Here is a 15,425-nt window from a genome sequence, read left to right on the forward strand (position 1 = left end):
AGAAGGCAGAAGGCAGGAGGCAGAAGGCAGAAGGAAGAGGGTGTTTAGTTATCTTATCTTGGATAGAAGGAAAAATCTGATTTGTCTGAGTTTTAAGCTTTTTATATCTCCTAATACCAATCTGGTAGTATCGTTTGTATATAAAATTAATGTAGCAATGGGAAAAAACCTTCTGCCTTCTACCTTCCTTCCCCTAAAATCTAATTACTCAACTGGACATAATATAACATTCCAACCAATTGTTACTTCTGCCCTCTGCCCTCTGCCCTCTGCCTTCGTTTATAGTATTCTCAGTATTTTATAAATTTTTAATCAAATGAATAATCAACTCTTGAAAGAAAAATTACAAGCAAAAATCAAAAATATTCAAACTAAAAATGATGTTTCTCCTGTTACGAACTTGAAGTTAGATAAAACTTTAGTTGCAGAAATTGAACAGTTAACAATAGAATTAGAAAATCTCAATCCTCATAGTCAACCTCTTCTCCACGCGACTAATTTATTAGATGGAACTTGGCAATTGCAATACTCTACAGCGAGAGAAATTCGTTCTTTAGATTCCCTACCATTGGGTTTACAAGTAGGTAAAGTTTATCAAGTAATTGATATTGCTAATAAAGTATTTTTTAATCAAGCCCAAGTACAACATCCTCTGAAATTAATATTAGGAAATGTCAAAGTAACTGCTAGTTTTGAACCAGCTATAGATACATCTGGTTTAGCAGATAAACGCATCAATGTTTATTTTGATAAACGTTATTTGGCAATTGAGAAAATTGTGGGTATTAATACTCCTAAACTAAATCCCTTTAAAGTTGTAGCAGCTAATAATCCTCAAGGTAGAATTGCTACACTAGATATTACTTATTTAGACGAAACTTTAAGAATTGGACGTGGAGGGGATGAAAGTTTATTTATTCTGAATAAAGTTGTATAGGAGAAGGCAGGAGGCAGAAGGCAGAAGGAAGAGGGGTTTAGTTATCTTATTAAGGAAGAAGGAACCAAAATCTGGTGCTGTCTGAGTTTTAAACTTGATGATATTTCCTAAATGTAATTGAAACCTTTGAGATTGCTTCCTTCCACTCCGTTCCAGTCGCAATGACATAGTTGTAAATTTTTCCACTTACCTCTTATACTACCTAAAATCTATCACCTACAACCTTAATCAAAAATCATGGAAGAGATATTAAAAAATTTACTATCACATAAAAATGTCAAAATTAATAAAATAATTTCACCCCCTAATTTCGTCAGTGAAGAATTTATGCAAGATGAAGATGAATGGGTAACATTGCTTCAAGGAACTGCCATATTAGAGATTAATCAAAAAACAACAAAATTAGTCAAAGATAGTCATATTTTTATACCAGCTAAAACCCCACATAAAATTATTTCAACCGATCCAAATATAGAAACAATTTGGCTTGCTATTCATATTTATTAGCAGAAGGAAGAAGGAAGAAGAAATAAGGAAAAATTTTGCGTTGTCTGAGTTTTAAGCTTTTGATATGTCTTAACCTTTCCTTCGACTGCTATATCTCTAATATCATCTCTGATAAATAAGGGAGTAGAGAGAATAGGGAATTTTGCTCTGGATAAGTTTTTTGTTTGCAGAGTGCGGAACTTAGTTATATCGCTAATTATCCAGACAGAATATAATACCTATTCTCAAAAAAATGCTATGTTTAATTAAACTCTAAAAAAAATATTTTTCACACTTTACTCGGAAGTAATGGAGGAGTTATTTGTACTTCATAATTGAATAATTGAGTTATTCTGCATTTTTTCTGCCTGATAGTAATTCCTAAAAATAATGCGATACTGATTGAACATTTCAGTTATTAAGTAATAAGTAAGAATATTTTTAGCAATTTATTTCCATGAAATAAAGATATCTTATTCCGTACAGCAGATTCCACCAAACGTGAGATATACCATTTTGAAAAAAGAATGTTACGAATAATAAGCAGCATAAAAATACTTTCCGATACAGTCTATTTCACGAAAAAAGTAATTTAAAATATTAAAAATGGTATTAAATCTATCCATTATGCATTCTAAATTATAAATTATAAATTAGAATAAATACCCTAGCTACTTGTAGCAAACATTTATCAAATTGGTAATACACCTATCGCGGGCAAGATGCCCGCACTACAAATATTTAATTGTTAATCTCTGTATTTATTATGCGATAAATATGCTGTATTTCCCTACTCCCTACTCCTTACTCCCTACTCCCTTCTCCTGACTAAAATAAACACATAAAAGCAAAAATAATCCCATTCCAACAATATATTTAAAAATATCGGGCACTAACGGACTAGGCGAAAAAAAACCCTCAATAATTCCAGCAATAACTAACAACACCACAACACCAAAAACCAACTGTGCAGCTTGAAAACCATAAAACTTTAAAGCATCAACTCGACCATATTTACCCGGAAATAAAATAGCTCTTGCTATTAATAAACCAGCCCCACCAGCCAAAAATATTGCAGGTAACTCCAAAGCAGCATGAGGAAATACAAAAGCCCAAAAAGGAACAGCCAAATTATGCTGACCAACAAGAGCACCAATTGCCCCAATTAATAATCCATTAAATACCAACAAATAAACTGTATAAATACCACCACTAATACCACCAGCTACTGCAGAAAAAGAAACCCGTAAATTATTAATCATAATATTAGTAGAAGCCATAGGTTCAACTCCTACTATTGACCCCGTCCATAATTCTTGACGGTCTCGTACTTGAGAAATCAAAGATTCTGGCACTATCAACGACATAAACACTGGGTCTTGCCAACTATACCACCAGGCCACCAGGCCACCAACCAAAAAAAACGCCGTCGCCACTGCTGTATAAGCCCAAGTTTTTTGCACCACTGCTGGAAACCCCCAACGACAAAACTCCCAGACTGCTCGCCATTCCTGCTTCTGGTTTCCCTGATAAATTTGAGTGTAACCACGAGTGGTCAACCTCTGCAAATCTTGCTCCAGAATATTACCCACTTGGTGAGTTTTAGCACGGGCCAAATCTGCCGATACAGAACGATACAAACTGGCCATTTCTCTGATTTGAGCTGCGGGCAATGATTTTAATCCCTTTTTTTCTACTTGCCTTAATAAAGAGTCTAAATGCTGCCAATTTTTTTCTCTACGTTTAATCCAACGGTTAATATTCATTAAGTTTTCCTAATAGCTACCTATAGCTAGCTTAAGATAAATATAAAATTTTCACTGCAAATAATTGAAATAAATTTAGTTATGTCTGAAAATTCAGCAACGCCAATTGCACCCCTAAGTGCTGGGAATATTGTTAGTGCTGGTATGAGAATTTATCGAGACCATTTTCAGCCTTATTTTGGTGTAGCTATTCGAGCAACTTTATGGTCTTTTTTGCCTTTTTTAGCTCTAATTCCCATACCTTTAATTGTGATTTATAGTCAAGCAAATACTTCGAGTTTTTTATTATTAATTCCTGCATGGTTATTATTGTTTATTTATTGTTCGGCAAAGTCAATTGTTAATAATGCCATAATTGCTAGGTTAGTATTTGGAGAATTGACCAATCAACCAGAAACTGTTCGTGAAGCTAGGCATACTTTAAAGCCAAAAATGTGGGCTTTTTTATTGGCATTTTTTCTATTTTCTTTAATTGGAATTGGAATTTGGCTGATTCTTTCTGTGGTTATTGGAATTTTGGCTGGTATTATTGCTGCAATGGCAAATGCTGGTCAACCAAATGTGGGAACTATAGTAGTTTTAGTTTTAATTGGAATTGTTATTTTTATTATTGCCTTAATTTTTATAGTTAGATTATTAATTCGTTTTTTTGTTTTTGATATGCCTTTAGCTGTAGAAGAAAATATAACAGCGACTCAAACTTTAGGACGTAGCTGGGAATTAACAAAAGGATATGTAGGGCGAATTTTTGTTGTATTGTTCATCGCAAGTTTAGTGACATTACCAATTGGGATAATTGTACAAATTATTGCTGGAATACTCGAAAATATTCTGAAAGCAACTATTCCTGCTAACCCAACAGATGCCAGCTTTCAATTACTATTATTTCTCATGGGATATAGTATTGGATTATTAAGTAATGTCTTCTTATTACCATTCTGGCAAGCTATAAATGCTCTAGTTTATTATGACCTCCGAACACGTCGAGAAGGTATGGGTCTACAGTTAAGAAAACAAGATATTTAATTTTGTAGCAAGGTCATTTCAGTTATCAGTTATCAGTTGTAAATTTAGTTATGTCTGAAAATCCAATAACACTAACTAAACTTTTAAGCGTGGGGAATGTTGTTAGTGCAAGTATCCGAATTTATCGAGATAATTTTAAGTCTTATTTTGGTGTAGCTATTAGAGCAACTTTATGGTTTTTATTGCCATTTTTAGTTTTAATTCCTGTACCTTTAATTTTGGCTTATGGTCAAGCAAATATCTCAAATTCAATTTTTTTATTATTAATTACTGTTTGGTTATTATTGTTTATTTATTGTACGGCAAAATCAATTGTTAATAGTGCAATAATTGGTAGATTAGTATTCGGAATATTAGCTAATCAACCAGAAACTGTTCGTGAAGTTAGGCGAAGTTTAGCACCGAAAATATGGTCTTTCTTATGGGCATTTTTTCTATTTTATTTAATTGTAATTTTAGTTCCATTTATACTTTTGTTTTTGATGTCATTTATTGGTGGTATTATCATAACTATTTTAGGTTTGTCAGTAAATAATAATGATTTAGGTAGTGTAATTTTAGGAAGTACTTTTTTAGCTATTTTATTCATTGTGCTTGCTATATTATTGGCTCGTTTTTTTATTCTTGAAATACCTTTGGCGGTTGAAGAAGTTGCCGGGGCAACTAAAACTTTAGGAAGGAGTTGGGAATTAACCAAAGGATATGTGAGACGAATTTTTATTATATTAGTAATAGCAGGTTTGATAACTCTTCCTGTTGGGATAATTTTACAAATTTTTACCACAATGCTTCAAGGTATTCTACTATTAGCTATTTCTCCCACTCAACCAATAGATGCAACAAATCCAAATATTCAGTTTCTATCATTTCTACTTGGATATGCTATTGGATTATTAGGTAATGTATTCTTGTTACCATTCTGGCAAGCCATAAAAGCTGTCGTCTACTATGACCTCAGAACTCGTAGAGAAGGTATAGATTTACAGTTAAGAAAACAAGATATTTAATTTTGTAGCAAGGTAAATTTAGTCATGTCTCAAAATCTAATAACAGTAACTAAACTGTTAAGCGTGGGCAATATTGTTAGTGCTAGTATCCGAATTTATCGAGATAATTTTAAGTCTTATTGTGGTGTAGCTATTAGAGCAACTTTATGGTTTTTGTTGCCATTTTTAGCTATCATTCCCATACCTCTAATTTTGGTTGACGACCGAGCCAATAACTCAAGTTTTTTATTGTTAATTCCTGTTTGGTTATTATTATTTGCTTTTTGTACTACAAAATCAATTGTTAATCGTGCGATAATTGGTAAATTAGTATTTGGAGTATTAGCAAATAAACCAGAAACTGTTCGTGAAACTCGACGGACTTTAGCCCCGAAACTGTGGATTTTTTTATGGGCATTTTTGGGATTATTTTTAATTGGGATTTTAATTGGGATTGGAGTTGCATTTGTAGTTTTTGTTTTCATAGCATTTGTTTTTGCTATTATCAGTATTTTTACAAATTTTCCGGTAGATAACGATCTAACTTATTTAGCTGTAGGAATTACTTTTTGGGCTATTTATTTGATTTTGTTTATGACATTATTGAATCGCTTTATTTTTTTTTAAATGCCTTTGGTTGTTGAAGAAAATATGACTGCAACTCGAAGTTTAGGACGCAGTTGGGCATTAACTAAAGGATATATAAGGCGGATTTTTGTGATATTGCTAGTAGCAACTTTAGTTGCATTACCTGTTGGTGTAATATTGTATATTTATTCTGAAATATTCTATGATATTTTCAAAATACTCTATGAAATTTTTAGACTAAAACCACCTATATCTTCTGGCTCAAAAATTGATTCCAGTTTGGAGATAGTTTTTGACATATTGATAATAGCAACTATATTAATATTGCCATTTGGTATGACTTTGGGGCTAATCTTAGTTCCTGTAGGAGTTATGCTAGATATTGAACTAAACAATCCAACTTCTCTACTGCTATTATTGGTATTTTCTTATGTCATTTTTTCTTTAAGCAATGTACTTATATTACCATTTTGGCAAGCAATAAAAGCTGTGATTTATTATGATCTCCGAACTCGTAGAGAAGGTATAGATTTACAGTTAAGAAAACAAAATATTTAATCTTATTAGCAGCAAAGAAGTAAGCAGAAAATCTCATCAATATTAACAATGAAATTTTTTAATCAAATCTCTCTACAAACTCCAGAGAGTGTGGAATTAGATTTTAATTTAGCCGGAGTAGGCAACCGTGCTTATGCTTTATTAATTGATTACATTATCTGGAGTCTGATTTTACTTTTTGTCCTGATGTTTGGCATCTTTTTTTCTATTCAATTTTTAGATATATGGAAAACTTTTGGAGGTAATAATAAGCAGGCATCATTGTGGATAAGTTCAATTCTGTTATTAATTTTATTTATTATCTATGTCGGATATTTTGTAATTTTTGAAACTATCTGGCAAGGGCAAACACCGGGAAAACGTTATGTGAAAATTAGGGTTATTCGTGATGATGGTAGACCAGTTAGATTACAACAAACAACTCTGAGAGCTTTATTCCGTCCGGTAGATGATACTTTATTTATTGGAATGTTATTAATCTTATTTAGTAAAAAAGAAAAACGTTTAGGAGACTGGATGGCAGGTACAATTGTTATTCAAGAGATTAAGGCAGTTGCCGATATAATTTCAACTTCCCAAACAGCAAAAAAATTGGCAAAATATTTACTAGAAGAAGCAGATATTTCTCAATTATTGCCTGAAGACTTTGCTGTAATTCGAGAATATTTACAACGTTCTAAGTTAATGACTAAACAAGCAAAAATAGAGTTGAGTAAAAAATTAGCATCTCAAGCAAAAGAAATTATTGGATTGACACAAACTCCACAAAAAGTTTCTGCTACAGAATTTTTAGAAGCTGTTTATTTAGCTTATCAGCAAAAATGAAGAAGGCATTCAATAATTAATAATTAATAATGAATAATGAATAATTAGGGTTTGCTGAAAAAAGTCTTTTTGCTGGGGTAGGAGACAGGAGACAGGAGACAGGAGACAGGAGAAATGGGAATGAGCGAGGAGATAGGAGCTAAGTTTTGTAAGAGTGATTTTTCTGCCCAACTATGAGCCTAAAATACCCTCCTTTTTGAGCGTGAAGAGCTGAAAACCAGGCACTTTTTAAAGGCCCAAAAAAGGCTAAAACCTTTATATGTAAATACTTTTATATTTAATTAGCAAGCCCTAATTAACAATTAATAATTAACAATTAACAATTAGACATCTCAAAAAATTAAAAATAAAATCAATTCTTATCCAGAAATTATCAATTATTTCTCCCTGTTGCCTGCTGCCTGTTGTCTCTGATTTATATGGCGTGAATAGTAAAACTCTTGTGATGTAGGCATCTTGCCCGCTACATATACGGGCAGTGGGAAGTGCTGTAATTGGATTTGAATTAATAAATAAAAGTTGCCTGAATAAAATGTTAAAAAATTAAGTTAACTATGGAGCGATCGCTATTTTTTTTCCTATATTAGAGGTAAGCATTTCCTGCGGAATGCGGAGCAAACAGCTATCAGCAGTCAGCTATCAGCAATTAGTAATTATTCATTACTTCTAAGGTGTAGGAAGGGGACTTTAACAGTAACTTTTATTCTGTCTCAATTTCTCAATTATTTTTACCGAAAAATTCTGCTCTAAAGCCTCCCCTTTTAAGCTATCCCTTATAAATAACTCCTGAAAACCTTGTGGGAAGTAGGGGAGCAGGGGAGAAAGGAGAAAGAATCATAGTAGATAGGAAAAACTACTTAAGTTATCAAAAAAAAATGTACTTTTTAATACACTTTTTCTCTGACAAAAACCTTTTAAAGACTTACGCATAACTTGTCTATGTTGTCAAATTTTATGTTAAGAAAAATGTTGATAAAGCATAGCTTTTTAAGGGGATAAAAAAAGAGCATATTCCATATTTCAAGCCTCCTTATTGCAGAGGTACTGATAACTGTTAACTGAAATGACCTTCCCCAAAATTAATAGCTGACAGCTGAACGCTTACTATTAGAGTTGTTGGAAAATAACTTAAAAAAGCAAGTTCAAGCCACAGAAATAATCTCACTTTCTTGCTGCTTTTCCTCCGTAAATTTTTCTTGACGACCAAATAGATTTATAACTGAAATTATTAGGAGTATTTAAGATGGTTATTTCAGCAGAAAAACCGGATATTAAGTTAATGACTTTAGAGGAGTTTTGGGACTGGTATCCTGATGGTTATGGTCGATTTGAACTACATAATGGAGAAATTGTTAAAGTGCAACCTACTGGAACTCACGAAAAAGTAGCTGGTTTTCTAGCTTTGGAATTAGGTGTGGAAATTAAACGCCTGAATTTACCTTTTTTTATCCCTCGACAGGGACTAATTAAAGCTATAGATTCGGATAAATCGGCTTATATTCCTGATGTAATGGTATTGGATGATAATGCTATGGAAAATGAACCAATCTGGAATAAGCGATCGACTATTACTCAAGGTAAAAGTATTAAATTAGCCATAGAAGTAGTAAGTACCAATTGGCAAGATGATTATTTAATAAAACTTGCAGAATATGAAAGATTAGGAATAAACGAATATTGGATAGTTGACTATTTAGGTTTAGGAGGTCGCCGATATATTGGAGACCCCAAACAACCAACTATTTCGGTTTGTAATTTAGTGGAAAGTGAATATGCAATTAATTTATTTAGAGGTCAAGATGTAGTAAGTTCCCCGACTTTTCCAGAACTCAATTTGACTGCAGAACAAATATTTCAAGTCGGACAGTAGTGCTGCTACGCAGAAGTTAAAATTCAAAATTCAAAAGTCAAAAGTCAAAAGTAAGATTTTATCCGCTCAAAACTTTAAAGTTTGGGCATTGCTGAATCAAGGGATGAATCTTTTTTGAACAGGTAAATCTCATCCTTAATTAAAAGTCAAAAGTCAAAAATAAGATTTTATCAGTTCAAAACTTTGATGTTAGAGTAATTTACGGAAGTTATTTAACATTAAAAATTTGAATACTCGGTTACTCAAGTTTAAATCCATTTTATGTTCTTTTTCCCATCTTAATATTAGGGCTTGCTGATTAAATCTAAAAGTCTTTACAGATAGAGGTAAGTGCCTTTTTAAGTATCAAAAAATGCGAGGTTTTAGGTGCTAATGGTTCAAAAAATTAAGATTTTGGTCAAGAGTTGGGCAGAAAAATCAAGGGACAATTCTTCCTACTATCTCCTTATATAATTCCCCTAACTCCATTCTCCTGACTCAGTATTTCAAGCCTCCTACTTAATAGGAGATACTGATAACTGATAACTGAAATAACTTCTTCTTCAATAGTTTAATTAGTAGAGAAAATTTTATGCAACTTGCCTCCAAACCAGAAACAACAAATATCGATCGCTCTCCATCAGAAACCATCACCCTAGATGTCACTGGGATGAAATGCGCCGGATGTGTCAAAGCAGTCGAACGCCAACTCACCCAACAAACAGGTGTTATCTCCGCTCTAGTCAACCTAGCAACCGAAGTAGCAACCGTCCAATGTGAAACAGGAGCGATCGACCCAAACACTCTCGCTGAAAAACTCACAAATAACGGTTTCCCTACTCAACCACGTCTCGACACCTCCGAAATAGACGCAACCAAAAAACAAACCGAGCGCCATAACCAAGAAATTAAACAACAAATTAGACGAATAGCGATCGCTGCCTTCCTGATTATTCTCTCAGGTATCGGACATTTGGGTCACCTCATTGGTCTAGAAATTCCCATTGTGAGCAATATTTGGTTTCATGCAGCATTAGCAACCTTAGCTTTATTACTACCAGGACGCGAAATTATTATCGACGGTGTTCAAAGTCTCTGGCGAAATGCTCCCAACATGAACACCCTAGTTGGTCTCGGTGCCATGACCGCTTACATTGCCAGTGTTGTTGCTCTACTATTTCCCGAATTAGGTTGGGAATGCTTTTTTGACGAACCAGTAATGATCCTTGGTTTCATCCTTCTTGGCAAAACCCTCGAACAACAAGCAAGATATCGAGCAGCATCTACCCTCCAGTCATTAATAGCACTCCAACCTGCTACCGCACATTTAATCCCACCACCAAATGGGGAGAATAATTTTGAGTCTGTAGAAATTCCAGCTTCGCGAGTCAAAGTCGGAGAATATCTCCAAGTATTACCCGGAGAAAAAATTCCTGTGGATGGGGAAATATACAGTGGCAAAACAACAATAGATGAGTCGATGCTGACTGGGGAGTCCATACCTGTAACAAAAGAATGTGGTGCTAAAGTTACTGCTGGAACTATCAATAACTCAGGCGCTATAGTTATCCAGGCAACTCACACAGGTTCGGAAACTACATTAGCTCAAATAGTTAAATTAGTCGAAACCGCTCAAACCCGCAAAGCACCCATTCAAAATTTGGCAGATACCGTGGCAGGTTATTTTACCTACGGCGTAATGACTATAGCTTCCGCAACCTTCCTCTTTTGGTATTTAGCAGGTACTAATATCTGGCCGAATGTGTTGCAGATGACCGACCATGAAGGGATGATGATGGCACATTCCACTTCCACTTCCCCACTATTATTAAGTTTGAAATTAACCATCGCCGTCTTAGTTATTGCTTGTCCTTGTGCATTAGGTTTAGCAACACCCACAGCAATATTAGTAGGTTCGGGTGTCGGTGCAGAAAGAGGTTTATTAATTAAAGGTGGGGATGTGCTGGAAAAAGTACATGAATTAGATACTATTGTCTTTGACAAAACTGGAACATTAACCACAGGTCATCCCACCGTTACAGATATTGTCGGGGATAAACCGCAATGGTTATTACAAATTGCAGCGACGGTAGAAAGTGGTGCGAGTCATCCCTTGGCAAAAGCAATTTTACAAAAAGCTCAACAAGAGAATATCTCATTACTCACAGCAACAGAATTTCAAACCGAAGCTGGTTTAGGAATATCTGCTGTTGTAGATGGTAAACCTGCTTTAGTAGGAAATTTGGAATGGTTGAAAAGCCATGAAATTGTTGTGAATGCTGAAAATATCCCCACTTTAAACGGCAAAACCACAGTTTATATTGCTGTGGATGGAATTTTAGTTGGAGTTATTGGAGTGAGTGATGTGCTTCGGGATGACGCTAAAGCAACAGTGCAATGCTTACAAAGTATGGGTTTAAGAGTGATGTTATTAACAGGCGATCGCTCTTCTGTTGCCGAAACTATTGGCCAACAGTTAAATATAAATTCAAAGGATATTTTGGCAGAAGTGGCACCATCTGGAAAAGCAGAAGCGATCGCTTCTTTGCAGTCAAATGCTGGAAAAGTGGCAATGGTGGGAGATGGTATTAATGATGCTCCTGCTCTAGCTCAAGCAAATGTGGGTATTGGGATGCAAGCTGGTACAGACGTGGCAGTGGAAGCTGCTGATATTGTGTTGATGCAGGATAAATTGATGGATGTGGTGCAGTCAATTAAACTCAGTCGTACTACTTTCAACAAAATTCGTCAAAATTTATTTTGGGCTTTTGCCTATAATATTGTGGGTATTCCTGTAGCTGCGGGGGTGTTGTTACCGAGTTTTGGTATTATCCTCAACCCTGCTGCAGCGGGTGCTTTTATGGCATTTAGTTCCGTGAGTGTTGTGACAAACTCTTTATTGCTGCGTAGAACATTTAGATAATTAGGAGTCAGATGGGGAGATGGGGAGTGTGGGAGATGGGGAGTGTGGGAGATGGGGAGTGTGGGAGATGGGGAGTGTGGGAGATGGGGAGTGTGGGAGAAATTAAAAAATATATATCCTCACCATTACCAAAAAATGAGGTCTAAAGTCTCCCCTTTTAAGGGGATGAAAAAAATATTCAATTCAGTATTTTAAGCCACTGACTTTAGTCGGAGGTACTGATAACTGATAACTGATAACTGAAATGACCATGCAGGACTACCCAGAAGTGAAGAGAATTTAGGAAGGTTTGCGCTCTGGCGCTCAGATGAAACATTTTTTGGTAGTCTTGCATAGTAATGGTAAGTGGAGATAAGGAATATTTAGAACGGGAGCAAGATGCTCCCACTGGTTATATCATGTCCGGATAATTAGCGGTCAAAGACTTTCTCCTTTTCTTCCTGTTTCTTCTTCTTTCTTCACTCCTGACTCCTGACTCCTGACCAAAAAATAAGGTTAATAGCCTCATCTTTCAAGGGGATGAAAAAAAATAAAGTTCAATATTTCAAGCCTCTGACTTTAACTAGAGGTACTGATAGCGTAGCTCCTCCGATAGGAGGCTAACTGATAACTGATAGCGTAGCTCCTCCGATAGGAGGCTAACTGATAACTGAAATGACTCCTGACTCCTCCATTAAATGCTGCCAATAAATTCCCAATTAGGATTTTCTATTATCGACTTACTTAACAAATCAAATTTTTGACGGCAATGATTATCTGATTTTAAAGGAATTTCTTCATTTCTAGCCACTATATTTATGCGTATTTTTTCAGTATTAGTTGCAATGTCAAAATTGATATCTATAGTAACAAGTTGAGAGAAAACAACTTGACCATGAACTTCAATAGCCATTAAATAGTTGCCTCGAATATACACAACTTCAAAACCACAAGAACTTAAAATATCTGTCAAAATTAACTGTAGATTTTCTACATCAACAGCGACAGTAAATATACCAGTATAGCGAGCCATAAAAAACTCCAATAATAGAAAAATTATTTGAATTGAAGAAGGAAGAAAGAAAAAGTGGATTGGGACAGCAAACGACCTACCACTTCCTGTCTACAAACCCCAACAAGCTTGTAAAAACTGCGGATGACGGCGGGGTATTCAACCCAAAATAAAAAGATAAAATATAAACTAATATTCTATATACTCCCTATAGGTGATAATATACAGCAGATTCGTTGGTATATGAGGTACAAATATTCATGATAATTTGGTTGATAGGAATCCTAGATAGTTAGCAGGGTTATTTCATTATTGATTTTCAAGCAGTGAAAGATAAATTTACTAAAGCTTGAAATAACTTGGTTTTGTCAATAAATAAAATGGCACAGTTTAGAATGAAATAGCCCTAGATAATTAGTAAGAATTTTATTACTTCTATGTCTGCCATTCCTTCTTCCCTAAAAGTCGAAGAACACAACTCAAATAAAATTGCTCCTATAAATAAATTAGTAATCATTGGCAAATTATAAAAAAGCAGTTAAAAATAGATTAAATAAATGCAAAATGATAGGTAAATTCATTGTCTTTGAAGGTGTAGAAGGAGGTGGAAAAACCACTCAAATTCAACTTTTACGAAATTGGCTATTAGAACAAAAACAATCAAGGGAACTTTTATCAAAGTTGATAAATTTAGAAGTAATTGTCACACGAGAACCAGGAGGAACAAAATTAGGTCAAGCTTTACGAGAATTACTCTTAAATACAGATATATCTGGAGAGCAAATTCAAGAAAGAGCCGAATTGTTACTATATGCAGCAGATAGGTCTCAACATATTGAAAACTTGATTAAACCCTATTTAGAAAAGGGGGCTATAGTATTGTGCGATCGCTTTACTGACTCGACTCTTGCTTATCAAGGATATGGTCGTGGTTTAGATTTAGAATTAATTCAAAAACTCAATTATATTGCTACAGGAGGGTTAAAAAGCGATTTAACTTTTTGGTTAGATATTGATGTTGAAATTGGTTTAACTCGAGCTAAAAATCGGGGAAAAATTGATAGGATGGAACAAGCAGATATTCAATTTCATAAAAGGGTACAACAAGGCTATCAAGAATTAGCTAAAGGTAATCCTTTGATAGTACGAATAGATGCTAATCTGACCACAGATAAAATTCAAGAAAAAATTCAAGAAATTATGAGGAAAAAATTAATAGAATGGGTTGGAAGAAGTAGTCAGGAGTCAGGAGTCAGGAGTCAGGAGAATATGGTTAATATGGATTAATCTCCCACTAACCGCATTTTTACCCGCTGTAAAATTAGGTATTAAACTCATAAAGGGAAAGAGATTTTTTTTAAGTATTTATATTCAAATAGCGTTTCTCAAGTTACTGAGGTATAAAGGCGAAATCTTTTTGGAGAGTTGCTCACGCATCCCCGTTACAAAAATAACTTCTGACTTCTGACTTCGTTAATCCCTACTCCCTAAAAAAAAATAATTTTGTACTTCACAATCATTAGAATTACTATATGTTGAAACTATACGAATTTTCTACTTCTGGTAACTGCTATAAAATCCGTTTACTTTTAACTCAGTTAGAAATCCCTTTTGAAAGAATCGAAATTGATATTACAAAAGGAGAAAGTCGTACCCCAGAATTTTTACAAAAAAATCCTAATGGCAAAATACCTACTTTAGAAATAGAACCAGGAAAATATTTATCTGAATCTAACGCAATTCTTTTTTATCTCAGTGAAGGAACAAAATTTTTACCGACCGATAAATGGGAAAAAGCTCAAGTTATGCAATGGTTATTCTTTGAACAATATAGCCATGAACCTTATATTGCCACCTCTCGTTATTGGATAAGTATTTTAGGAAAAGCAGAAGAATATCAAGCAGAAATTAAGCAAAAACAAGTAGGAGGTTATGCGGCTTTAAATGTCATGGAAAAACATTTAGAAAATCATCAATTTTTTGTAGGTAATACTTATACTATTGCTGATATTTGTTTATTTGCTTATACCCATGTTGCTGATGAAGGAGGATTTGATTTAACCCAATTTCCAGCAATCCAAAATTGGATATAAAGAGTAAAAAATCAAACCCTTTATCGTTCTATATTAAGGTAAGCATTCAGCAGTCAGCTATCAGCTTTTAAGTCATATCTAATATATTTCCTGCTACAAAATTGCTTATGTTAATAACTCAGACTTCTAGTTCTAGTGGTTCAATTTATGAGTTAAAAATGTAGTAGAAGTTAAAAGAGCAATTCCTTGATTAAAAAGCTGACCGCTGAATGCTAATAGCTGAATGCTTACATATTAAGTTAAATATAAATTTCCGAAATTTTTCAATCAGAAGCTGTATGTATTTAGTAATAACGTAATTATTCCAGGGGATTAAATTAGATTGAGATTAACTAAATCAAAAAATCTTATCAAAATTTATCAAAATTTATTAAAATTTTACCGAATAATTAAGGTT

At 34.1% G+C, this 15,425-nt stretch carries 14 protein-coding genes; 12 read left to right on the plus strand and 2 right to left on the minus strand.

The window, feature by feature from the left end:
- The first annotated feature begins 316 nt into the window (after window positions 1–316).
- Together F6K18_RS04925 and F6K18_RS04930 are read left to right on the plus strand one after the other, a co-directional pair.
- Window positions 317–937, plus strand: a complete 621-nt coding sequence (locus F6K18_RS04925) for a PAP/fibrillin family protein (protein ID WP_287519202.1) — start codon at window positions 317–319, stop codon at window positions 935–937.
- Window positions 938–1,174: 237 nt separating this feature from the next.
- Window positions 1,175–1,444, plus strand: a complete 270-nt coding sequence (locus F6K18_RS04930) for a cupin domain-containing protein (RefSeq protein WP_287519205.1) — start codon at window positions 1,175–1,177, stop codon at window positions 1,442–1,444.
- 776 nt (window positions 1,445–2,220) lie between these two features.
- Here F6K18_RS04930 and F6K18_RS04935 read toward each other — a convergent pair.
- Window positions 2,221–3,189, minus strand: coding sequence for a stage II sporulation protein M (locus F6K18_RS04935; RefSeq protein WP_287519207.1), 969 nt, complete (start codon window positions 3,187–3,189; stop codon window positions 2,221–2,223).
- Window positions 3,190–3,270: 81 nt separating this feature from the next.
- On the opposite strand from F6K18_RS04935, the gene F6K18_RS04940 reads away from it, so the two are divergent.
- The 8 genes from F6K18_RS04940 to F6K18_RS04975 all read left to right on the plus strand — a co-directional run bounded on the left by F6K18_RS04940 (window position 3,271) and on the right by F6K18_RS04975 (window position 12,090).
- Complete coding sequence (locus tag F6K18_RS04940) at window positions 3,271–4,215, plus strand: hypothetical protein (protein WP_287519209.1); 945 nt, start codon at window positions 3,271–3,273, stop codon at window positions 4,213–4,215.
- Between the two features lie 50 nt (window positions 4,216–4,265).
- Window positions 4,266–5,222: a hypothetical protein gene (locus F6K18_RS04945; RefSeq protein WP_287519211.1), complete on the plus strand. Its 957-nt coding sequence runs from the start codon at window positions 4,266–4,268 to the stop codon at window positions 5,220–5,222.
- Between the two features lie 24 nt (window positions 5,223–5,246).
- Window positions 5,247–5,828: a hypothetical protein gene (locus tag F6K18_RS04950; RefSeq protein ID WP_287519213.1), complete on the plus strand. Its 582-nt coding sequence runs from the start codon at window positions 5,247–5,249 to the stop codon at window positions 5,826–5,828.
- Window positions 5,829–5,834: 6 nt separating this feature from the next.
- On the plus strand, window positions 5,835–6,347 hold the full coding sequence (locus tag F6K18_RS04955) for a hypothetical protein (RefSeq protein WP_287519215.1): 513 nt from the start codon (window positions 5,835–5,837) through the stop codon (window positions 6,345–6,347).
- A 48-nt stretch (window positions 6,348–6,395) separates the two neighbouring features.
- On the plus strand, window positions 6,396–7,172 hold the full coding sequence (locus F6K18_RS04960; protein ID WP_287519218.1) for an RDD family protein: 777 nt from the start codon (window positions 6,396–6,398) through the stop codon (window positions 7,170–7,172).
- A gap of 1,243 nt (window positions 7,173–8,415) precedes the next feature.
- A complete protein-coding gene (locus tag F6K18_RS04965; RefSeq protein ID WP_287519221.1) occupies window positions 8,416–9,042 on the plus strand; it encodes a Uma2 family endonuclease in 627 nt (208 codons plus the stop codon).
- A 571-nt stretch (window positions 9,043–9,613) separates the two neighbouring features.
- On the plus strand, window positions 9,614–11,944 hold the full coding sequence (locus tag F6K18_RS04970; protein WP_287519224.1) for a heavy metal translocating P-type ATPase: 2,331 nt from the start codon (window positions 9,614–9,616) through the stop codon (window positions 11,942–11,944).
- 11 nt (window positions 11,945–11,955) lie between these two features.
- Window positions 11,956–12,090, plus strand: coding sequence for a hypothetical protein (locus tag F6K18_RS04975; protein WP_287519226.1), 135 nt, complete (start codon window positions 11,956–11,958; stop codon window positions 12,088–12,090).
- A 527-nt stretch (window positions 12,091–12,617) separates the two neighbouring features.
- Here the strand turns inward: F6K18_RS04975 and F6K18_RS04980 are convergent.
- Window positions 12,618–12,956 (minus strand): hypothetical protein, encoded by a 339-nt coding sequence (locus F6K18_RS04980; RefSeq protein WP_287519227.1) that lies wholly within the window; start codon window positions 12,954–12,956, stop codon window positions 12,618–12,620.
- 543 nt (window positions 12,957–13,499) lie between these two features.
- Here F6K18_RS04980 and tmk point away from each other — a divergent pair.
- Complete coding sequence (gene tmk, locus F6K18_RS04985) at window positions 13,500–14,222, plus strand: dTMP kinase (RefSeq protein ID WP_287519229.1); 723 nt, start codon at window positions 13,500–13,502, stop codon at window positions 14,220–14,222.
- A 245-nt stretch (window positions 14,223–14,467) separates the two neighbouring features.
- Window positions 14,468–15,028 carry a glutathione S-transferase family protein gene (locus F6K18_RS04990; protein ID WP_287519230.1) on the plus strand — a complete coding sequence of 187 codons (561 nt, stop codon included), beginning with the start codon at window positions 14,468–14,470 and terminating at the stop codon, window positions 15,026–15,028.
- Window positions 15,029–15,425 lie beyond the last annotated feature (397 nt).

The organism is Okeania sp. SIO2C2, from assembly GCF_010692625.1.
Classification (GTDB): domain Bacteria; phylum Cyanobacteriota; class Cyanobacteriia; order Cyanobacteriales; family Microcoleaceae; genus Okeania; species Okeania hirsuta.